Genomic DNA, 20,787 nt, shown 5'->3' on the forward strand with positions numbered 1-20,787 from the left:
GAACCTCTGCGGGCTCGGGAAACGGTTGAAGCTGGCACCGTTTGCCCGATAGCGCGAGGCTTCGCAAGGCGTTTTCACCTCACGAAGATGTGGGCCAGCCTCAGCCGACGACCGGATTGAGGAAACCGCGGAAGACGCGCTGAACCGCGGGGATCAAGCCCCAGATCATCACTGATACCATCAGCGGCGCAATCAGCAGCGTGCGCTGCCAGATCGTCCAGCCGTCGGTCAGAGGCATGATGATGTAGAGCAGTGCGGTGATCAGCGGATAGACCCCGAGCAGGACCATCAGGGCGAAACGCGGGCGGGAAAAGCGGGTTTGGGAGGCAGTCATCTTCAACTCCATCGGAACGAAACGTTTCGTTATATAAAACGGGCCGTTTCGTTTCGTCAAGAGGTGGTGTAGAGATAATCCAGCATTGGAGACCGGAATGAGCATTGAAGCCGAAGCCGCGCGCAAATCGATCGGCGCCAAACGCAGCCTGGAAAGTGCGGAAGCCATCCTCGAGGCGGCCGAGGCGGTGCTGATCGAGAACGGCTATTCCGGCTTCTCCATCGAGGCGGTGGCGCGTCGGGCCCGCGCCGGCAAGCCGACGATCTACCGCTGGTGGCCGAGCAAGACCGCGCTTTTGCTCGAGGTCTATCAGCGCCAGAAGCGCGACATCACTTACCCGGACACCGGCGGCATCGAGGAAGACCTGTTCATCTTCGCCAGAAGCCTGTTTGCGCAGTGGCGCGACACGCCGGCCGGCGACATCTTCCGCTCGCTGGTCGCCGAGGCGCAGCAGGACCCAGCCGCCGCCGAGGCGCTGGCCGAATACTCTGCCGGGCGCCGCGCCCATACCGGCAAGCTGATCGAGCGGGCCAAGGCCCGTGGCGAGGTGGCCGCCGATGTCGACCCCAGCCAGGTCGCCGACATGGTTTCGTCCTACGCCTGGGTGCATCTCCTGACCGGACGGCTCGACGAGGACGAGGCTATGCTAAGGCGGGCTATCAGGCATATCGTGCATGGCATCGCCGTCAGGAGGTAAGCGACCATGGACGACATGAAGCCGGCGGTATTGCCGATAAGCCTGATCGTGGTTTCCGACTATCTGTCGGCCGACGGCGATGGCGAGCTGCGCCAGTCGCTCCAGGCCTATCTGTACGACCGAGCGGGGGTGCCGGCTGAAATCATCGTCATGCTGCCTGCGGAAAGCACTTTTTCGTACAGCTCTGGTCCGGGCGAACCATCGGTCGTCCTCGTCACCCACGACAGTGACGAATCCTCCCAGCTCAAGGATGCGGCCCTGCCCTACTGCCACCAGCCGCTGATCGCGGTCGTCGAGGCCGATTGCCTGCCGCAGCCAGGATGGATGGCCACGCTGCACAAGACCCTCGACGACAACCCCACCGTCGCAGCGGTGTCGGGGCGAACCTCCTATGGCGACGGCAGCATGATGAAGCGGGTGATGTCACTGCTCGACCGCGGCTTCATCGAGTGCCGCGACCGCCGTGGCAAGGTGATCCACGTCTCCAGCAACGGTGCGATCTACCGGCACGCACTGCTCGAGCGTTATCGTTTTCGGCCTGGACAAGGACCGTTCGTCAGCGCCCACATCAGGCAAGACGCGATGAACGAGGACAACGTGGAATTTGCGGTCGACCCGCGCGCCGTCTCCATCCACGCCTATGACGGCCTCGGCTTCATCTGGGACGTCCGGCGTAACAAAGGATACCAGTTTGCGTTGATGAAACTGCGCAAACGCCGCGATCGCTCGCGGCTGGGGCTGGCGGTCAGCGCAGTGATGGCATCGTTTCGGGAAAATCACCGGACCATCGATGCGGTGGGCGACCAGTTCTGCCGGCCATCCGACCGGCCGCTGCTGTGGCTGATGATGCTGGCGGTCCGCGTGCCTGAGTTCGTCGGCGCGCTGGCGGCCGCCGACCCGGTCGCATTCAAGGCTTCGACCCGCTATCGCTGACCGCTTCACGGCGGCGAAATGGCGCACGCAAACAAAGAGGGCGGCACCGTAGGTACCGCCCCCCTTTGTTGTCTCTGGTGAGAAAATTACTTCGACGCGTCGATGGCGTCGATGGCCTTCTTAAGCGCCGGATCGGTGATCTCGACCTTGCCGGCGCCGCGAACCTGCTTGACCAACTCGATGTATTTCTCGCGGATCAGCAGCGAGCGGACCTGGTCCTTGACGGTCTCGAATGCCGGCGGCTGCTGGGTGCGCTTGTCCTCGACCTTGATGATGTGCCAGCCGAACTGCGTCTGCACCGGCTCCTTGGAATAGGCGCCAACTTCAAGGGCGAGTGCCGCCTTCTCGAATTCCGGCACCATCTGGCCAGGGCCGAAGAAGCCGAGGTCGCCGCCCGAGGTCTTGCCGGACGGGTCGGTGGTGTTTTCGTTGGCGAGCTTCTGGAAGTCTTCGCCGCCTTCGAGCTTCTTGATGATCGCGTCGGCCTCTTCCTTGGTCTTGACCAGGATATGGCGGGCATGGACCTCGTTGACCGGCTTCTGGGCCGCGATTTCCTTGTCGTAGCGGGCGCGGATCTCGTCGTCGGTGATCTTGCCGGCGACTTCCTTCTCCACCAGTTCGCCATGCAGGGCGCGCTGGTCGAGGAAGGCGACGCGGCGCTGGAAGTCGGCGTCCTTGTCGAGACCCTTTTCGACGGCCTGGGCGGCCATCAGGCGGATTTCGATGATCGACGACAAGGCAGCAGCACGGCGCTGCTCCGGCGGCAGGTTGCCGAACTGCTGGCCAAGGTCCTGCTCGGCCAAGGTGATGTCGGCTTCAGTGACGTTCTCGCCATTGATCGTCGCCACGATCGCGTTCGGATCGACGGCAGCGGCTGCAGGGGCAGCGACCTGGGGTGCAGGCGCTGTTTCCTGTGCAACCAGCGGCAGCGACGACAGCGCCACAAGCCCGGCGGCAAGCCCGACGCGGGCAAGCGAGGCGCTACGGAACGAAAAAGACATCTAAACTCTCCGGTGGGGTGATGACCGCACTTCCAAATCAACCTGAATGTGGCGGAATTTGGCGTCTCCGGCAGGCTCTCTGCAACGTTGACATAAGTTGTGCCCCCTCTTATCTGTCCATCGTCTTCGCGTCCAGAAGGGTTTTTCCGGGCGCTTTTCGTGTTGAGTCTGCCAGCCTATGTTCCTCGGCAGGCTTGGCCGGCGGACAGTCGGCTTCATTCGAATTGAAAGGACCACTTGATGGTCAGTCTCGGCGGTCTCGCCCGTAAGATTTTCGGTTCCTCCAACGACCGCCGAGTCAAGTCGACCCGGCCCCGGGTGGAAGCGATCGCTGCAATGGAAAATGAACTGCAGGCGCTGACCGACGACCAGCTTCGGGCGCGGACCGAGCAGTTCCGCAAGGACATCGCCAACGGCGCCTCGCTTGACGACCTCCTCGTCCCGGCCTTCGCCACGGTGCGCGAAGGCGCCAAGCGCGCGCTCGGCATGCGTCCCTTCGACGTCCAGATGATCGGCGGCATGGTTCTGCACGGCCGCGGCATAGCCGAGATGCGCACCGGCGAAGGCAAGACGCTGGTCGCCACCCTGCCCGTCTACCTCAATGCCCTGACCGGCAAGGGCGTGCATGTCGTTACCGTCAACGACTACCTGGCCCGCCGCGACGCCGAATGGATGGGCCGTCTCTACAAGTTCCTCGGCCTGTCGGTCGGCATCATCGTGCACGGCCTGTCCGACGAAGAGCGCCGCGCGGCCTATGCCTGCGACATCACCTACGCCACCAACAACGAACTCGGCTTCGACTATCTGCGCGACAACATGAAGTATGAGCGCGCCCAGATGGTGCAGCGCGGTCACTTCTTCGCGATTGTCGACGAAGTCGACTCGATCCTGGTCGACGAGGCCCGCACGCCGCTGATCATTTCCGGTCCGCTCGAGGACCGTTCGGAAATGTACAACACCGTCGATGCCTTCATGCAGCAGATGGTTCCGTCCGACTATGAAGTCGACGAGAAGCAGAAGACCGCCATCTTCACTGAAGAAGGCACCGAGAAGATGGAGAACCTGCTGCGCGAGGCAGGCCTGCTCAAGGGTGAGTCGCTCTACGACGTCGAAAACGTGGCCATGGTCCACCACGTCAACAATGCGCTCAAGGCGCATCGCCTTTTCCAGAAGGACAAGGACTACATCGTCAAGGACAATGAAATCGTCATCATCGACGAGTTCACCGGCCGCATGATGCCCGGCCGCCGCTTCTCGGAAGGCCTGCACCAGGCGCTGGAAGCCAAGGAACACGTGGCGATCCAGCCGGAAAACCAGACGCTGGCCTCGGTTACCTTCCAGAACTACTTCCGCATGTACGAAAAGCTCGCCGGCATGACCGGTACGGCGCTGACGGAAGCCGAAGAGTTCGGCAACATCTACAATCTCGACGTCACCGAGGTTCCAACCAACCTGCCCGTCAGCCGTATCGATGAGGACGACGAGGTCTACCGGACGGTCGAGGAGAAGTACAAGGCGATTGTCCGCGAGATCAAGGAAGCCAACGCCAAGGGCCAGCCGACGCTGGTCGGCACGACCTCGATCGAGAAATCCGAGCAGCTGGCCGAGCGCCTGCGCAAGGACGGCTTCAAGGACTTCGAGGTCCTGAACGCCCGTCACCACGAGCGCGAGGCCTCGATCGTCGCCCAGGCCGGCAAGCCGGGTTCGATCACCATTGCCACCAACATGGCCGGCCGCGGCACCGACATCCAGCTCGGCGGCAACGCCGACATGCGCATTGCCGAGGAACTGGCCGACATGCCGGCCGGCCCTGAGCGCGACGCCAGGGAAAAGGCGATCCGCGAGGACGTCGCCCGTCTCAAGGAAAAGGCGCTGGCTGCCGGTGGCCTCTACGTGCTGGCCACCGAACGCCATGAAAGCCGCCGTATCGACAACCAGCTGCGTGGCCGCTCCGGCCGCCAGGGCGATCCGGGCCGCTCGAAGTTCTTCCTGTCGCTGCAGGACGACCTGATGCGCATCTTCGGTTCCGAGCGCATGGACGGCATGCTGACCAAGCTCGGCCTCAAGGAAGACGAGGCCATCGTCCACCCCTGGATCAACAAGGCGCTGGAAAAGGCGCAGAAGAAAGTCGAGGCGCGCAACTTCGACATCCGCAAGAACCTGCTCAAATATGACGACGTGTCGAACGACCAGCGCAAGGTGGTGTTCGAGCAGCGCATCGAGCTGATGGATGCGACCAGCCTGACCGATACTGTCGCCGAGATGCGCCATGACGTAATCGAGGATCTCGTCGCCAAGCACATTCCGGAAAACGCCTATGCCGAACAGTGGGATGTCGCAGGCCTCAAGGAAGGCGTGATCCAGTATCTCAACCTCGACCTGCCGATCGAAGAGTGGGCCAAGGAAGAAGGCATTGCCGAAGAGGAAGTGCGCGACCGCATCACCGCCGAAGCCGACAAGGCAGCGGCCGACCGCGCCGAACGCTTCGGTCCCGAAGTGATGACCTATGTCGAGCGCTCCGTGGTGCTGCAGACCATCGACCATCTCTGGCGCGAGCATCTGGTCAATCTCGACCACCTGCGTTCGGTCGTCGGCTTCCGCGGCTACGCCCAGCGCGACCCGCTGAACGAGTACAAGGGCGAGGCCTTCGAACTGTTCCAGGCGATGCTCGGTAATTTGCGCCAGGCCGTGACCGCGCAGCTGATGCGCGTCGAGTTGGTGCGCCAGGCAGCGGATGCGCCGCCACCGGAAGCGCCCGAAATGCACGGCCACCACATCGACGGCACCACCGGCGAGGACGATTTCGGCGAGGGCTCGGTTGCCGTGCTCGAGGACAGCCGCGTTGTCGCCGCCGAAGACCGCAACCCCAACGACCAGTCGACCTGGGGTCGCGTCGGCCGCAACGAAGCCTGCCCTTGCGGCTCGGGCAAGAAGTACAAGCACTGCCACGGCAGCTTCGCCTGAGTTGATCGGAAAACGAAAACGGCGGCCCAGCGGGCCGCCGTTTTCGTTTGTGCTTTGGCTTACAGCAGCGTGCCGTGGAGGATCACCAGCGCGATGCTGAAATAGATCACCAATCCGGTGACATCGACCAGCGTCGCGACGAACGGCGCCGAGGCAGTCGCCGGGTCGAAACCAAGTCGCTTCAGCACAAACGGCAGCATCGAGCCGGTCATCGAGCCGAAGGTCACGATGCCGACAAGCGTGGCGCCGATGGTCAGGGAGACCAGCTGCCAGTGCGGACCGTAGTCGTAGAAGCCGAGCATCTGCCAGGTGACGATGCGCACCATGCCGATGACGCCAAGGATCGAGCCCAGCGTGAGGCCGGCCGGCAACTCGCGCAACGCCACCTTCCACCAATCGCCCAGGCGCACTTCGTGCAGCGCCAGTGCCCGGATCAGCAGCGAGCTTGCCTGGCTGCCGGAATTGCCGCCCGAGCTCATGATCAGCGGAATGAACAGCGTGAGCACGATGGCCTTTTCGAGCTCGCCCTCGAAACTCTGCATGGCAGAAGCCGTCAGCATTTCGGACAGGAACAGCACGCTCAGCCAGCCGGCCCGCTTTCGGATCATCCTGAGGAAGCCGATGTCCATATAGTGCTCGTCCAGCGCCTCCATGCCGCCCATGCGATGAACCTGCTCAGTGTCGCGCTTGACCATGGTGTCGATGACGTCGTCGACGGTGACGATGCCGATGAGGTGGTTCCTGCTGTCGACAACCGGTACCGCCAGCAGGTCGTATTTGGCAATAAGGCGCACGGCCTCCTCACGCGGCGCCAGCGCGGACGTCTTGATCAGCCGGCGCTTCGGAACGGCTGACAGGATAGAAGCTCTCGGATCAGCCGAAATGACGCGCCGCAGCGGCATCGCATGGACAAGGGTTTGCCGCAACGGATCGACAACGAACACGGAATAGACGGTTTCGCGCGTGCTCTCGACCGCCCGCACGTGGCGAAGTACCTCGGCCACCGTCCAATTGGACGGCACCGAGACGAACTCCGTGGTCATCATGGCGCCGACGCAGCCTTCCGGATAGGCCAAAAGCCGTTCCAGCGCCGCGCGCGTTTCGCCGTCGAGGCCGGTCAGCAATTCGGCCCGTACGCCGGGATCGAACGCGCGTAGCGCATCGGCGGCACGGTCGGCCGACATGCCCGCAAGCAGGCGCGCGGCCGTATGCCCCGGCAGAATCGAAAGCAGTTCGGCCGCGTGGTCGAATGCCGGCTGGTCGAGCACTTCGACAGCCCGCTCCACCGGCATCAACTCAAGCAGTTGGGCGGTTTGCCCAATATCGCAGGTGTTGAGCACCTCGACGACGTCGGGTGCGGTTTCCTCCGCAAGACGCGAAGCGATGGCCGCGTTGTCGCGGATGACTGCGTCGTCGTGCAGCTCTTCGATGATGGTGGTGTAGCTCATTTCTCACCCCTTCAGTCGCGCCGAAAGCCATCGGCGGCGACCCGGGGGAGCGATCAACCGCGATCAGTCCCTTCGGTCGGCGTCGACGGCTTGGTCGATCGACTATGACTGTCGCTGTTCATGGTTGTTTCCTTGGGTTCATGCGGCGCAGTCCGTTGGGTAAACTGCCCACGCGGCCTAGATGGCTCCGACAAGCGAGCCAGTCAACCCCACGCGCCCGGCTTCCCGATCAAGCCTTGGTGTTCGCCAGTTCGATGAGGTTGCGCAGCGCCGCCACGCCCAGGCTGTTCATGTGCTTGCGCCCGACTGATATGTCGATGCGCATCACGATCTCAAGCGGATCGGCGCCCTTGAGATCATCGAGACGCGTGATGCCGATGTCCTGGAGATAGCTGATCATCTTCGGGCCGATCGAATGCGCCCGCAGCATCGATTTGCGTTCGTCGTCTGAGATCATGCCGCCCCTCTCCCCCGGTTGTCTGGTCCACCCAACCGTTTCTTAATCGCTATCGGCTACATGCTGTGAGCGAAATCGCGGAAGATGGAGTGTATCGAGTTGCGTTTTTCCGCAGCGATGACGGCCGAACGGTGGCTGCCGGGGCAGATCGCCTCGCGCATCATGCCGCTGTTGCGCCGCGTCGACGCAGTCCTGTTCAGCAGCGACGAGCGCGGCGAGGCCGGCCGCATGTCGCTGTTTGCGTTCGCCGTGCGCATCGTCAGTGCTGCCATCGCCTTCGTCAGCCAGGTGCTGCTGGCGCGCTGGATGGGCAGCTTCGAATACGGCATCTTCGTCCTGGTGTGGGTGACGATGATCATCGTCGGCTCGCTGTCCTGCTTCGGCTTCCACACCTCGATCATCCGCTTCATGTCCGAATACCGTGAGAAGGGCCTGCTGGACGATCTGCGCGGCGTGCTGGTGGCGAGCCGCCTGTTGGTGATCATCGCCTCGACAATCATCGCAGCACTTGGCATGGCCGGCGTCTGGGCATTTTCCGGCCGGATCGAGAGCTACTATATCGTGCCGTTCTTCCTCGGGATGATCTGCCTGCCAATGCTGGCCTTGTCAGACGTGCTGCAAGGCGTCGCCCGGGCCAATTCCTGGGCCTTCGCCGCGCTTGTGCCGACCTACATCACACGGCCGGTGCTGATCCTGGTGTTCATGGCCGGAGCCGTCGCCACAGGCTTTGCGCCGACGGCCGAGACCGCGGTCATGGCCTCCATCCTCGCCACCTATGTGACGACGCTCAGCCAGCTCGTCCGCATCACCTCACGCGCCGACAGGCGCATCCCCGCTGGCCCGCGCAACTACCGGCTCGGCTACTGGCTGAAGATCTCGCTGCCGATCTTCCTGGTCGAGAGCTTCTTCTTCCTGCTCACCAACGCCGACGTGCTGATGGTCGGCGCCTACATGGAGCCGGACAAGGTGGCGGTCTATTTCGCCACCGTGAAGACGTTGGCGCTGGTGCATTTCGTCTATTTCGCGGTCAAGGCGGGCGTCGCCCAGCGCTATGCGCGGATCGCCCATGGCGACACCGAAAAGCTCGACGGCTTTGCCCGCGAGACGGTGTCGTGGACGTTCTGGCCGTCACTGGCGATGGGCATCGTGGTGCTGCTGCTCGGCGAGCCGCTGCTCGCCATGTTCGGCCCCGGCTTCAGCGATGGTTACCCGCTGCTGTTCCTGCTGGTTTCAGCCGTCGTCGCGCGTTCGGCGGTAGGCCCGTGCGAGAGCCTTTTGACGATGAGTGGTCACCAGAATGTCTGTGCCATGGTTTATGCCGCGACGCTCGCACTCAACATCGGCCTCAACGTGCTGCTGATCCCGACGCTCGGACTGTGGGGCGCGGCGATCGCCACCTCGGCGGCGATGATCTTCGAGGCCACCGCCCTGTCTTTCACCGTCTGGCGCAAACTCGGTATCGTCATGGTCCTGTTCATTCCCACGAAACGCACGGTAGAGAACGCCTGATGGCAGCCATACCGCTTCTCGAGGAAACAAGTGGCGGCCCGGCGGGCTCGCTGATCGCCGGCATTGCCGGCGTGCCGACCGACGCCGCCGAAGCAGCCCATCTCGAACTGACATCGGCCGAAAGACCGCTGCGCAGGCTGGCGATCTATCCGGCCTCGGCCGGCTTCGACCTCGTCGAGGAGCTCGACCATCTCTGCGCCCGCACAATCGAGCCCAACGTCTTTTTCAACCCGCGTTTCCTGGCGCCCGCCATGCCGCGGCTCGAGGACCGCGAGGTGCGCCTCGCTGTGATCCGCGACGGTACCGAGTATCGCAGCCGGCTGCGGCTGCTGGTGCCCTATTCGGTGGAGAGGCCGGCGGTGCCGCTGGGCATACCTGTCATGCGGACATGGTCGAGCCCGTTTGGCCCGCTTGGCACGCCGCTGCTCGACCGCGACGATCCTGAAGGGGTGATCGCCGACTTCTTCGCCATGCTGGCACGGCCACATCTCAAGCTGCCGAAAGTGTTCGTCATGCCCGACATGCGCCTCGACGGCGCCGTGGCGCGGATGCTGAGCGCAACGGCCGAATCGCGTAACCTGCCGCTGGTGGTGACCGGTCAGTTCGAACGGCCCTTCCTCGAAAGCGACGCCGAGGGCGAAGACTATCTAAAGGAGGCGCTCGGCAGCCGCCACTACAAGGAATTCCGCCGGCTGGGCCGCCGACTCGCTGATCAGGGCGTCGTCGAGCACAAGGTTGCCCGCACCCAGGACGACGTGCGCCACGCCATCGAACAGTTCCTGACGCTGGAAGCTTCCGGCTGGAAGGGACGCCAGCGCACCGCCATGGCGATCGACCGCTACCGCGCCGCCTTCGCCCGCGAGGCGGTGCACCGCATGTCGGAACAGGACATGTGCCGCATCCATTCACTGACGCTCGACGGCCGCACCATCGCCAGCCTTGTCGTCTTCGTCGAGGCCGGCGTCGCCTACACCTGGAAGACCGCCTATGACGAGACGCTGTCGGCTTGTTCACCGGGCGCGTTGCTGATGATGGCGGTGACCGGACATCACCTCGACGACCCCAACATCATGATGACCGACAGCTGCGCTGTGCCCGACCATCCGCTGGTCGGCAAGATGTGGAGCGAGCGCAAACCGATGGGCACCTTCGTCGTCGGGCTGACGCCGGACGCCGACCGCGTTACACGGCAGGCGGCCTCGCAGTTGCACCTGTACCGCGAGACACGCAAGCTCGCCGTCAGGCTGCGCGACCGCGTGCGCAGCCTGCTCAAGAAGCGCTAGAAGGCTCCGGATCAAGCTCAGCTTGTCTTCGTTTCGCGCTTTGCCCGGTCGCGGAAGATGCGGCGAATGACCTTGCCGGTGGTGGTCAGCGGCATGGAATCGACGAACTCGACCTCGCGCGGATATTCATGTGCCGACAGGCGCTCGCGCACCCAGAGCTTGATCTCGTCGGCGAGTGCCGCGTCGCCCACAAGCCCATCCTTGAGCACGACATAGGCTTTGACGATCTCGGTGCGCAGCGCGTCGGGCTTGCCGACGGCGGCTGCAAGCGCCACCGCCGGGTGGCCTGTCAGGCAGTCCTCTATCTCGCCGGGGCCGATGCGGAAGCCGGCCGAGGTGATGACGTCGTCATCGCGACCGAAGAAGGAGACGTAGCCGTCCTCGTCCTCGATGCCCTGATCGCCCGTCGTCATCCACTCGCCGATGAACTTCTTCTGGGTCGCCTCGGGGCTCTGCCAATATTCGAGGAACATGACAGGGTTCGGCCGGGCAATGGCAATCTGGCCCGACACGCCCGGCGGCACGCGGCGGCCGTCGCCGTCGATGATGGCGACGCGATGGCCTGGTACCGCCTTGCCGATGGCCCCACCCTTGCTGATGCCGAGGCCGGCGCAGGAGGCGAGCACCGCATTGCATTCGGTCTGGCCGTAGAACTCGTTGACGACAAGCCCGAGCTCGGCTGTGGCCCAATCGTAGGTTTCGCGCCCAAGCGACTCGCCGGCGGAGCCGACACTGCGCAGGCTGAGCCGGAAGCGCTTGCCGATGTCGGGCACGACCTTGAGCATGCGCAGCGCCGTCGGCGGGATGAAGGCGTTGCGCACCGCCATCTTTTCCATCAGCAACAGTGCGGCCTCGGGTGCGAACTTGTCGAAGCGGGCAGCGACCACCGGCAGGCCGAAATAGAGCCCGGGCAGCAGCAGGTTGAGCAGGCCGCCGGCCCAGGCCCAGTCGGCCGGGGTCCACAACAGGTCGCCCGACTGCGGCATGAACTCCTGCGCAATCTGGATACCGGGGAGATGGCCGAGCAGGACTCGGTGGCCGTGCAGCGCGCCCTTCGGCGGGCCCGTCGTGCCGGAAGTGAAGATCATCATCGCCGGATCGTCTGGGCCAGTGTCCTCGGCTGTAAAGTCAGGCGAATGCGCGGCGAGCAGGCGATGGAAATCGTCGACATCGCCGCCGCTGACAACGACGATCGCTTCGAGCTCGGGCAGCCGGCCGCTGACCTGGCTGACCTTTGCGAAACCTGCCTCGTTGGTGACGATCGCCCTGACGCCAGCTGTCTGCAGCCGGTATTCGAGCGCCTCGACGCCGAACAGCAAGGCCAGCGGCACGACGATCGCGCCGAGCTTGTAGATCGCGACATGGGCGATCGCCGTCTCGAAGCTTTGCGGCAACAGCAGCGCCACCCGGTCGCCGCGGCGTACGCCCCTGGCCCGCAAGGAATTGGCGAATGCGTTGGAGCGGCGCGAAAGCTCGCCGAAAGAAAGCTCTTCGGCTGCACCGTCGATGCGGTAGTCGAGCAGCGCCGTTCGGTCAGGGTCGACGGCTGCCCAGCGGTCTGAAACAGCGGTGCCGATGTTGAACCTTTGCGGAATCTGCCAGCGGAAATCGCGATAGAGGGCGTCGTAAGTGTCGCGCCGTTCGAGCATGGACGGTCGTCTCCGCTCCTCCGCGAGGGATTTCATTGTGGCTGGATCGGAGTTGACCTACCAACCAACAGAAAGCCTGCCTAATATCGGAAGCGCTCGGCGTCAAGAAAACGGTCCAGAGCGCCGCGCCTCGGCAGGCATTCCATTGCGTCTGCCGGTGTCCGGCCGCCAAAGCAACACCAGATCGGGATCGGAATGCCGAAATTGCGACTTCTGCGGTCCCTCAAGAAGCGTGTTGCCAAGATCCGCTACCACGAATTCGAGGTCATCAAGTCCAGGTTCAATCGAAGCCTCGGCAGGGACGAGCCATATCAGGTTCATCAGGGCAGGCGGCATCACCCGGGCAGCGTGTACGCCATCTTCCTGGTCTGGCAGCCCAACAAGACGCCATGGTATGTCGACAATGCACTGGCATCGTTGGACGAGGCCCAGGCGAACGTCGTCCTGGTGGTCAATCACGGCCTGGACGCCGAGCGACTGGCCGATCTCAAGCAACGCTGTTCGAAGCTCATCGTTCGCGACAATGCTGGCCTCGACTTTGGCGGTTTTCGGGATGCGACACTTCACCTGCTCGAAAATACCGAGGCAACGCGCCTGCTCTACCTGAATGACAGCGTGTACTTCTTCAGCAACGGACTCACTCCGCTGTTCAGGGAGTTGGCAGGCGCGGAAGCCGACATCGTCGGTTCGTTCGAAAACCGGGAACATGGCTACCACATGCAGTCCTTTTGCTTCTCCGTGGGGCATAGGATCGTTGCAAGTTCCGAATTCGCGCGCTTTTGGAAGCAATACCTGCCGGTGAATTCGCGGCTATGGGCGATCCGCAAAGGGGAAATCGGTTTCTCCGCGGCAATCCTGCCGATCGCAAGATCCGTTACCACCGTCTACACGCCGGACAAGCTCAGGCTGCGGCTGACCGAAATTGACGGCGGGGATGTTGGGGCGATGAATGGCCAGATCTGTCGGGATCTCAGGCTTCCGGCGGCGAGCTTGGGCAGCGAAAGCTGGGCCGCAATCATCGCGAAGATATGCGAACGCATCGCCATGCGTTCTCAGATTCACACGGCCGGGTTCCTTTACAAGAAACATCTCAACTGCCCGCTGATGAAGCGCGACCTTGTCTACCGCCTGCAGTTCGACATCGGCGAGATCGAACAAAACCTTATCGCGGTCGGACACGAGGGACACCTGGCCGACATCCTTTCGGACATGACGAGGAAAGGTTCGGGGGACCAGTTGCGTTCAACGAGAAGGCAGCTCTTCGACCAGGGCATCATATAGGGCAACGTGCGCTGCGGCGGATGCTCGTTCAACCGGGCCGAACGAGCATCCGCCGCAGCGCATTTCCGAATTTGCCTTGGGCGGCCTTGAAGCCCGATTTCAGGCGTGCCGACGCGGATGGGCGGCGTGGCTGTCTTGTAAAGGCGTAGCTGTCGTTGAAGCCGGCATGTCCAAACGGATCGGCGCTCGAGGCGATGCGGCGGCCAAGGGCGACGCCCCCCAGACCCAGACAGCGTTCGAACGCATGCGCCATCGTCCCGTCAACCTGGTTGGCCTCCGCCTCGAAGGCCTTGGCCGTGAAGCCGAGATCGGCCAGTGGCGCGATGACGTCTGTACGCGCCATGAACATCGTTCCAGCGCAATAGCCGGCATCAAGCAGCTGCGCCCGACCCAGGCCAAGGCGCTGGGCGATGGCAAGGACACGCGCTTCGTTGCCGCCCATGTAGCGGTCGAGCGAGAGGAAATGACCTTCGGGACAGACAATGCCCAGCGAAGCGTCGGCCTGAAATGCCGAAGTCAATTGCTGCAGCGCCTGGGGCTGCAGCAATGCAGCGACCAACATACGGCGCCAGCCGTCACCATCCTTCAGATGCGGCGATTTCTTGGTGTGAACCTTGATGACGACGTCAAAGCCCTCGGCGCGAACAGCTGGAAACATGCGAAGGAAAGGCAGGATGTCGCGGCCCCGATTTTCGAAGACGCCAAAGCTGTAGTCTCGCTCCGCGGCATCGAGCCGCGAGCGCACCAGCGCCTCGTGAACCGGAACGGTCGTTACGAAGAGCTTGTGTTGTGCCGGGAGAGCTTGGGCGAGGTCGAGGATTTCATCGAATGCATCCATGTAGAATGCATGGATGACAATCGCGACCCGAAGCTCTCCGCGCATGTGCAAAGCCTGTTAATAGACGATAAACGCTTCAATGGCCGATTTTGTACACAGTGACAAACGCGCAAACGATCTATTTTTGGTAGTATTTGAAAGGCGCCTACGACCTTGCCTGCCGGATTTTTGCCCGAAGGCTCACCTCACCGCGACGGCACAATGCAAGGCATGATCGAGCAATCAAAGCCGCCTTCCGCGCCGCAGTGCTGCGTAAAGGTCAATGGTGCCCCTAGCCGGGATCGAACCAGCACTCCTTGCGGAACTCGATTTTGAGTCGAGCGCGTCTACCAATTCCGCCATAGGGGCCTGCCCTAAACGGACAGAATGGTCGCGGACTATACGGTCGGGCGGCCCTTCGTCAACTGGGGAGCGTCGCCTTTGCGCAACTTCATGCCGGTACGGCGTTCGCCGGCGCAGCGAAAGCGGTCGCGCGCAACTACCTGCCTCCGTCAAAATGTGCCAGCAGCCGTTCGCGCAGGTGGCGCGCGGCGGGGCCTGGGGGCTGGTCGATGCGCCAGAGCACATAGGCGGACAGCGCTGTCTCGGACTGTGAGCCCAGGGCGGTGGCAGTGACGCGCACAAGGGCGCCATGGGCGAGGTCGACGTCGACCATCCAGCTGGGAAGATTGCCCCAGCCGATGCCGGCCCGGATCAGTGCCAGCTTGGTCGCGAGATCGCTGACACGCCAGGTGCCGGGTGACAGCACGCCGAAATCCAGCCCTTCGCTCACCGGCGAGGGATCGCTGACGACGATCTGTAGGTGGTCGGACAGGTCGACCGCCGACCAACCGGCTGCGGGCGGCGCCGCGAGCGGGTGATGGGCAGAACACACGGCGACGAAGGGCTGCGCCGGGCCAAGGCACTCGGCTTCGACGAGGCTGTCGCGCTGGGTATCGGTGGTGATGGCGAGCGTGCAGTGCCGGTTGATGAGCGCATGCAATGCCGCGCGCATCGGCAACGTCTTCAGTGCGACGCCGACCGAAGGGTGCTCGGCCCTGAGGTCGCGAAGCGCGCCGGCCAGGATGCCGGCAGGGATGACCGGATCGACGGCTATTGCGAGCGAAAGCTCCAGCCCCTTCCCCAGCCCGCGCGCCCGGGCGCGCATGGCGTCGACCTTGATCAGGATCGCCCTGGCATCAGTGAGCAGCGCCTGCCCTTCGGCGGTCAATTCGGGCTTCCGGCCGGTGCGGGTGAACAGCGCCACGTTGAGCTCGGCTTCAAGGTTGCCGATGGCATGGCTGATCGCCGATTGCACCCGCGACAGCCGCCCAGCACCGGCGCGAAAGCTGCCACCTTCGACGACGGCAACGAACGTTCGCATCTGGTCCAGCGTCAGATTGTCAAGCACAGTTCGATTTCTTCGATCAGTGGCTGCAGAACTATGGCAATTACCAAGATCAGTGTTCTGTCGCAACTTGTCGCTATCGAAGACAAACGAGGACACAACATGCATATCGACAAGGCCCTGATCTATGAAGCTCCCGGCGCCGACCCGACCATCGACCGAAGCGTGCTGGAGACGCCGGACGGCAGGATCACCATCATTGCCCTGGGCGATCCGATACAGGCACCGGCGGTGGCGCATGAGCTCGCCGCGCAGGGAGCCAAGCTGATCGAGCTGTGCGGCGGCATCTCGCCGGCGTGGCGCCCCAAGGTCTCGGCCGTCGTCGGACACGACGTCAAGGTGAGCTCGGTGACCTTTGGCATCGAATCCCTGCAGCCGGCGGCTGCCTACAATCAGGCCTTCATCGATGGCAAGCCGCCGCTGGCGGCCTTCATCATCCTGAAGCGGGATGCCGAACCGGAGCGTGACAGGTTCGTGACCAGTTTTCCGCCGCTCGACACGCATTTCATTGCCGTTCCGGATGGGGCAACGGCCGCCGAGATTGCAGCACGGCTCGCCCGGGAAGGATTTGGCCTGATCGAGCTCTATGGCGGGTTTTCGACCGAGGACGTGGCCGAGATCATCCAGGCGGTGGGCGGGTTGGCCCCGGTAGGCGTGGGCAGTTTCGCGCTCGATGCGCTGCAGCCCGGGCAGCATGTGGCGGCCGGGCGCGCCGCATAGCACCACACCATGATCGGCGGCCACGGCCGCCGATTGCGTGCCATCACGCTTCATCTGCAGCGATGGCCCGGGCAAGTATGTCTCAAGCGTGATCACGCGACAGAATGTAACGTTGCCCCGGCTTTCACATTCGTGAAGACCCCAAGCATTGTGCGCCACAGCAATTCTTCCTAAACAGGCAGCGCATATCTCAAGGGGGCCAGATGCTTCGCCGACTCTACGACTGGACCTTGTCGCTCGCGGCAAGGAAATCCGCCGAATGGTGGCTGGCCTTCATCGCCTTCGTCGAAAGCTCGGTCTTCCTGGTACCGGCCGACGTGCTCTACTTGCCGATGGCGCTGTCGCGACCGGACAAGGCCTATCGTTACGCAATCATCGCCACCGTGGCCTCAGTGCTCGGCGGCATCGCCGGTTGGTATATCGGCCACTACGCCTTCGAGGCGGTGGCAAAGCCGGTGCTCGAATTCTACGGCAAGTATGACGAGTTCGAAGCGCTCAAGGTCTCGTCGGGCGCCGGCATCATCCTGTTGATGCTGGTCACCTCAGGGCTGTCGCACCTGCCGCCGATCAAGGTGGTGACCATTCTCGCCGGCGTCGTCAGCTTCCCGCTTGGCTGGTTCATCGTCTCGGCGATCGTCGCCCGCGGCGCCCGCTTCCTGTTCCTGGCTTGGCTGCTGCGCACCTATGGCGAGCCGATCCGCGAATTCATCGAAAAGCGCCTCGGGCTGCTCGCCGGCCTCGCCGCCGCTGCCCTTATTTTGCTCTATCTTCTCGTCAGATACCTCCACTGAACGGCGAATGCCGGTAACAACAGTTGGGCACCCAAGAATGACCTCCCTCGCCTCTCCGACCGGCCGCAGCCAGACGCTGACCGCAATCTTCCTCACCGTCGCCATGGCAGCCGTCGTCGGCACAGCGCTCGGCTTCCAGCACATCGGCGGCTACCTGCCCTGCAAGCTCTGCCTCGAGCAGCGCACGCCCTATTATGTCGGAGTGCCGCTGATGGCGCTGGCGGCGCTGTCGTCGGCGCTGCACTGGCCGGCATGGATGACCCGCGCGCTCCTGGCCGTCGGTGGATTGCTGATGCTCTACGGGCTCTATCTCGGCGCCTACCATGCCGGCGTCGAATGGCGCTGGTGGGCCGGCCCGACCGATTGCGCGGCCGTCAGCGGCACGATCGACACCGGCGGCAAGGGCCTGCTCGACGTGCTCAACAACGTCGTGCCGCCACGTTGCGAGGATGCCGCCTTGCGCGTGCTCGGCCTGTCCTTCGCCGGCTGGAACGTTCTCGCCAGCGCTTTCCTGGCGGCGGTGGCGTTGCGTGGGGCTTTCAGGAAGGGGTAGCGCCTCGGGGGTCGCGATCCTTCGCCCCCTCTGTCCTGCCGGACATCTCCCCCAAAAAGGGGAGATCGGCCTTCATCAAGGCTCGAGCTCAACATCCCAGTAGAGATAGTCCATCCAGCTTTCGTGCAGATGGTTGGGCGGAAACAGCCGGCCATTGTTGTGCAGGTCGTGCACCGTCGGCTGGAACGGCTTCTGCAGCGGCCACATCTTGGCCTGCGACGGCATCATGCCGCCCTTCCTGAGATTGCAGGGCGAGCAGGCCGCGACGACATTTTCCCACGTGGTCGCCCCGCCGCTGTGGCGCGGGATGACGTGGTCAAAGGTCAGATCCTCCGGGGTGCCGCAATATTGGCACTGGAAGCGGTCGCGCAGGAAGACGTTGAAACGGGTGAAGGCGGGATAGCGCGACGGCTTCACATAATGCTTCAGGCTGACGACGCTGGGCAGCTTCATCGAGAAGGTCGGCGATGAGACGGCGTGCTCGTATTCGGCGACGATGTTGACGCGGTCGAGGAACACCGCCTTGATCGCGTCCTGCCAGGACCACAACGACAAGGGGTAGTAGCTGAGCGGACGATAATCCGCATTCAGCACTAGTGCTGGGAGCCCATCCGGAGACACGGCAACCGTCACTTCCTGCACCTCCTTGGTCCTCGAACCTAACGGCACGAATACTGTAAGCCCGAGGTGACAGGAATGTGAAGCGTCTGGCCGGTCACATAACCCGTCAAAAAACCGCGATTTTGCGGATTTACGCAGGATTTCCAGCCGGCGGCGCGCCATCGCGACCACGGGTCTCGCGATAATACGCCCAGAACAGCCTCGATGCGACCCCTCGCCACGGCGCCCATGATTCGGCAAGCCGAATCAGTGCCTTCTCACCGGGGCGCGGATCGATGCCCAGCGCATGGCCTACGGCCGATTGCAAGGCGACATCGCGGGCCGGAAAAATATCGGGATGGCCGGCGGCGAACAGCAGATACACCTCCGCCGTCCACGGGCCGATACCGGGAATTGCGATCATCGCCGCCATCGCTTCTTGGGCGTCGAGCCGGCAGAGGCCGTCGAGGTCGAGGCCGTCGGTCGCTGCCTTCGCCACCGCCAGAAGCGTGCGCTGCTTTGGCCGTGACAGGCCGGCCTCGCGGAACATGCCCTCACCTGCGGCAAGCAGGCCTTGCGGCGTCAGTGGATCGACCAGAGCTGTCAGGCGGCCGAAGATCGCCTTGGCACTTGCCGTCGACACCTGCTGCGAAACGATGATCGAGGCGAGGCTGGCAAAGCCCGGTTCGGTCAGCCTGAGCGGCACCTCGCCGGCCATGCCGCGAACCGCCTGCAGGCGCGGATCGATCGCGCATAACGCGTCGAGGCCGAAATTGACGTCGTCGAGATTGGAGATGCGGCGCATGCGTCACTTGTTAGGTTGCGGCAGGCAACGTAGCAATCGGCAAGGCACACCTTCAATCCGGCACCAGCAACGCTCATGACGGCTCCTGTCTTTCGCTTCGCGCCCAGTCCCAACGGCGAATTGCACCTCGGCCACGCGCTATCGGCGTTGACCAATAAAAGGATGGCGGCCAGTGCCGCCGGCCGGCTGCTGCTGCGCATCGAGGACATCGACGTAACTCGCTGCAATCCGGAGTTCGAGGCCGGCATCTTCCGCGACCTCGCCTGGCTGGGTGTCGCCTACGAGCGGCCGGTACGGCGCCAGTCGGACCATTTCGCCGAATACGAGGCAGCGCTCGAACGGTTGAAGAAGGACGAACTCGTCTATCCTGCCTTCATGAGCCGGGGCGAGATACGCGGCGCGATCATGGACCATGAGGCGTCGGGAGAAAGCTGGCCGCGCGATCCAGACGGCGCGCCGGTCTATCCCGGCGCAGACAAGCAGATGTCGCAGCGGGAGCGCCGGCGCCGTATCAATGCGGGCGCGCCTTTTGCCTGGCGGCTCGATACCGCCGCAGCACTGGCGCGGCTGGACGGCCATTTGAGCTGGCGCGAATGGGCCGACGAGGCGATGGATGGCGTGGCGGAAATTGCCGCCGACCCGCTGCAATGGGGCGACGTGATCATCGCCCGACGGGAGATCCCGACGAGCTATCACCTGTCGGTGGTGCTCGACGACGCACTGCAGGGCGTGAGCCATGTCGTGCGCGGCAAGGACCTCTATTTCGCGACCTCGGTACAGCGCCTGCTGCAGCAGGTGCTCGGCCTGCCGCAGCCGGGCTATTTCCACCACCGGCTGATAACAGGTCCTGATGGAAGAAAGCTGTCGAAAAGCCAACGCGACACCGGCCTCGCCGCATTGCGGGAGGCCGGTGAGACGCCAGAATCGGTCAAGGCGATGCTGGAGCGCCGTGCGTCCGATTGGCCGCACAAAGGACGCTCGAGTCCCTAAGAATCTGCGCCTCGTGCGTTCCGAAGATCGATGCCGATTTTCGAGCCGATGCACCAGGCCAATGCACTAAGGTTGTAGCATCCGGGCGATCGCCGCCTTGATCAGCGCAAGCACGCTGATGAAGATGAAGGCGCCGCCAAGCCCCCAGGCGGTCGCCAGTTGCAGGTCGCGCAGCGTGATGCCGTAGCTGTTGGCGACGAGCACCGCGCCGAAGAAGCCAGTGGTGAACAGCAGCATGTTGCCGGTCGGGCCGAAGCCGTCGTCCTTCATGATGGCGTCGAGTGCAGCACCAAAGAAGAAGGCCATGACGGCGACGAAGGCGACCGCCATCATCAACCAGCCCGGATCGAGATTCCACAGCATGCGCGGTCCTTTCAGAGGCCGACTGTGCAGTTCTCCCAGGCCCCCTCCCGGGCAAGCTTCTCCCAGATCAGGTCGTCAGATCAGGTCCGGTGAATCTATGGATCAATCGTTTCATTTTGATTGTCCTAATGTTCGGCATTAGAGCGATCCCGGTAAGATTCCTTCCGGAAGCGGCGTCCGGCGG

General features: G+C 63.5%; 20 protein-coding genes and 1 tRNA gene. 10 read left to right on the plus strand and 11 right to left on the minus strand.

What is annotated here, in order from left to right:
* Nucleotides 1–100: 100 nt before the first annotated feature.
* Nucleotides 101–334: a putative antibiotic biosynthesis monooxygenase gene (locus HNQ95_RS21155; RefSeq protein WP_246340917.1), complete on the minus strand. Its 234-nt coding sequence runs from the start codon at nucleotides 332–334 to the stop codon at nucleotides 101–103.
* Between the two features lie 97 nt (nucleotides 335–431).
* On the opposite strand from HNQ95_RS21155, the gene HNQ95_RS21160 reads away from it, so the two are divergent.
* Both HNQ95_RS21160 and HNQ95_RS21165 read left to right on the plus strand, forming a co-directional pair.
* A complete protein-coding gene (locus tag HNQ95_RS21160; protein WP_067957759.1) occupies nucleotides 432–1,031 on the plus strand; it encodes a TetR/AcrR family transcriptional regulator in 600 nt (199 codons plus the stop codon).
* A 6-nt stretch (nucleotides 1,032–1,037) separates the two neighbouring features.
* Nucleotides 1,038–1,964 (plus strand): glycosyltransferase family protein, encoded by a 927-nt coding sequence (locus HNQ95_RS21165; protein WP_182575193.1) that lies wholly within the window; start codon nucleotides 1,038–1,040, stop codon nucleotides 1,962–1,964.
* Between the two features lie 86 nt (nucleotides 1,965–2,050).
* On the opposite strand, the gene HNQ95_RS21170 is transcribed toward HNQ95_RS21165, so the two are convergent.
* Entirely contained in the window at nucleotides 2,051–2,965 is a 915-nt protein-coding gene (locus tag HNQ95_RS21170) for a peptidylprolyl isomerase (RefSeq protein ID WP_067957756.1), read from the minus strand.
* Nucleotides 2,966–3,205: 240 nt separating this feature from the next.
* On the opposite strand from HNQ95_RS21170, the gene secA reads away from it, so the two are divergent.
* Complete coding sequence (gene secA / locus HNQ95_RS21175) at nucleotides 3,206–5,929, plus strand: preprotein translocase subunit SecA (protein ID WP_067957754.1); 2,724 nt, start codon at nucleotides 3,206–3,208, stop codon at nucleotides 5,927–5,929.
* 59 nt (nucleotides 5,930–5,988) lie between these two features.
* On the opposite strand, the gene mgtE is transcribed toward secA, so the two are convergent.
* Both mgtE and HNQ95_RS21185 read right to left on the minus strand, forming a co-directional pair.
* Nucleotides 5,989–7,377: a magnesium transporter gene (mgtE, locus tag HNQ95_RS21180; RefSeq protein WP_182575192.1), complete on the minus strand. Its 1,389-nt coding sequence runs from the start codon at nucleotides 7,375–7,377 to the stop codon at nucleotides 5,989–5,991.
* Between the two features lie 229 nt (nucleotides 7,378–7,606).
* Nucleotides 7,607–7,834, minus strand: a complete 228-nt coding sequence (locus tag HNQ95_RS21185) for a helix-hairpin-helix domain-containing protein (protein ID WP_154386149.1) — start codon at nucleotides 7,832–7,834, stop codon at nucleotides 7,607–7,609.
* 288 nt (nucleotides 7,835–8,122) lie between these two features.
* Between HNQ95_RS21185 and HNQ95_RS21190 the strand changes: the two genes are divergently transcribed.
* Nucleotides 8,123–9,343 carry a lipopolysaccharide biosynthesis protein gene (locus HNQ95_RS21190; protein WP_376769266.1) on the plus strand — a complete coding sequence of 407 codons (1,221 nt, stop codon included), beginning with the start codon at nucleotides 8,123–8,125 and terminating at the stop codon, nucleotides 9,341–9,343.
* Nucleotides 9,343–10,626, plus strand: coding sequence for a GNAT family N-acetyltransferase (locus HNQ95_RS21195; RefSeq protein ID WP_067957748.1), 1,284 nt, complete (start codon nucleotides 9,343–9,345; stop codon nucleotides 10,624–10,626). The genes HNQ95_RS21190 and HNQ95_RS21195 overlap by 1 nt, the downstream gene beginning before the upstream one ends.
* Before the next feature lie 17 nt (nucleotides 10,627–10,643).
* Here HNQ95_RS21195 and HNQ95_RS21200 read toward each other — a convergent pair whose 3' ends face one another.
* On the minus strand, nucleotides 10,644–12,275 hold the full coding sequence (locus tag HNQ95_RS21200) for an AMP-binding protein (protein WP_154386147.1): 1,632 nt from the start codon (nucleotides 12,273–12,275) through the stop codon (nucleotides 10,644–10,646).
* A gap of 195 nt (nucleotides 12,276–12,470) precedes the next feature.
* Here HNQ95_RS21200 and HNQ95_RS21205 point away from each other — a divergent pair, with 195 nt between their 5' ends.
* Complete coding sequence (locus HNQ95_RS21205; protein ID WP_182575191.1) at nucleotides 12,471–13,556, plus strand: rhamnan synthesis F family protein; 1,086 nt, start codon at nucleotides 12,471–12,473, stop codon at nucleotides 13,554–13,556.
* 28 nt (nucleotides 13,557–13,584) lie between these two features.
* Here HNQ95_RS21205 and HNQ95_RS21210 read toward each other — a convergent pair whose 3' ends face one another.
* From HNQ95_RS21210 to HNQ95_RS21220, 3 genes are all read right to left on the minus strand, one after another.
* Complete coding sequence (locus tag HNQ95_RS21210) at nucleotides 13,585–14,439, minus strand: rhamnan synthesis F family protein (RefSeq protein WP_182575190.1); 855 nt, start codon at nucleotides 14,437–14,439, stop codon at nucleotides 13,585–13,587.
* A gap of 218 nt (nucleotides 14,440–14,657) precedes the next feature.
* A tRNA-Leu gene (locus HNQ95_RS21215) sits at nucleotides 14,658–14,742 on the minus strand.
* A 130-nt stretch (nucleotides 14,743–14,872) separates the two neighbouring features.
* Entirely contained in the window at nucleotides 14,873–15,784 is a 912-nt protein-coding gene (locus tag HNQ95_RS21220) for a LysR family transcriptional regulator (RefSeq protein WP_182575189.1), read from the minus strand.
* Nucleotides 15,785–15,883: 99 nt separating this feature from the next.
* Here HNQ95_RS21220 and HNQ95_RS21225 point away from each other — a divergent pair, with 99 nt between their 5' ends.
* From HNQ95_RS21225 to HNQ95_RS21235, 3 genes are all read left to right on the plus strand, one after another.
* Nucleotides 15,884–16,501, plus strand: a complete 618-nt coding sequence (locus HNQ95_RS21225; RefSeq protein WP_182575188.1) for a DUF6506 family protein — start codon at nucleotides 15,884–15,886, stop codon at nucleotides 16,499–16,501.
* 203 nt (nucleotides 16,502–16,704) lie between these two features.
* Nucleotides 16,705–17,292 carry a YqaA family protein gene (locus tag HNQ95_RS21230; RefSeq protein WP_067957734.1) on the plus strand — a complete coding sequence of 196 codons (588 nt, stop codon included), beginning with the start codon at nucleotides 16,705–16,707 and terminating at the stop codon, nucleotides 17,290–17,292.
* Between the two features lie 37 nt (nucleotides 17,293–17,329).
* Entirely contained in the window at nucleotides 17,330–17,845 is a 516-nt protein-coding gene (locus tag HNQ95_RS21235) for a disulfide bond formation protein B (RefSeq protein ID WP_182575187.1), read from the plus strand.
* Nucleotides 17,846–17,920: 75 nt separating this feature from the next.
* Here the strand turns inward: HNQ95_RS21235 and HNQ95_RS21240 are convergent, their stop codons facing one another.
* Both HNQ95_RS21240 and HNQ95_RS21245 read right to left on the minus strand, forming a co-directional pair.
* Nucleotides 17,921–18,478 carry an HNH endonuclease gene (locus tag HNQ95_RS21240; RefSeq protein WP_067966138.1) on the minus strand — a complete coding sequence of 186 codons (558 nt, stop codon included), beginning with the start codon at nucleotides 18,476–18,478 and terminating at the stop codon, nucleotides 17,921–17,923.
* 118 nt (nucleotides 18,479–18,596) lie between these two features.
* On the minus strand, nucleotides 18,597–19,250 hold the full coding sequence (locus HNQ95_RS21245; RefSeq protein WP_182575186.1) for a DNA-3-methyladenine glycosylase family protein: 654 nt from the start codon (nucleotides 19,248–19,250) through the stop codon (nucleotides 18,597–18,599).
* A 75-nt stretch (nucleotides 19,251–19,325) separates the two neighbouring features.
* On the opposite strand from HNQ95_RS21245, the gene gluQRS reads away from it, so the two are divergent.
* Nucleotides 19,326–20,240 carry a tRNA glutamyl-Q(34) synthetase GluQRS gene (gluQRS, locus tag HNQ95_RS21250; RefSeq protein ID WP_182575185.1) on the plus strand — a complete coding sequence of 305 codons (915 nt, stop codon included), beginning with the start codon at nucleotides 19,326–19,328 and terminating at the stop codon, nucleotides 20,238–20,240.
* A gap of 66 nt (nucleotides 20,241–20,306) precedes the next feature.
* Here gluQRS and HNQ95_RS21255 read toward each other — a convergent pair whose 3' ends face one another.
* Nucleotides 20,307–20,603: a hypothetical protein gene (locus HNQ95_RS21255; protein ID WP_067957722.1), complete on the minus strand. Its 297-nt coding sequence runs from the start codon at nucleotides 20,601–20,603 to the stop codon at nucleotides 20,307–20,309.
* Nucleotides 20,604–20,787 lie beyond the last annotated feature (184 nt).

The sequence above is a fragment of the Aminobacter ciceronei genome (genome assembly GCF_014138625.1).
GTDB classification, from domain to species: domain Bacteria; phylum Pseudomonadota; class Alphaproteobacteria; order Rhizobiales; family Rhizobiaceae; genus Aminobacter; species Aminobacter ciceronei.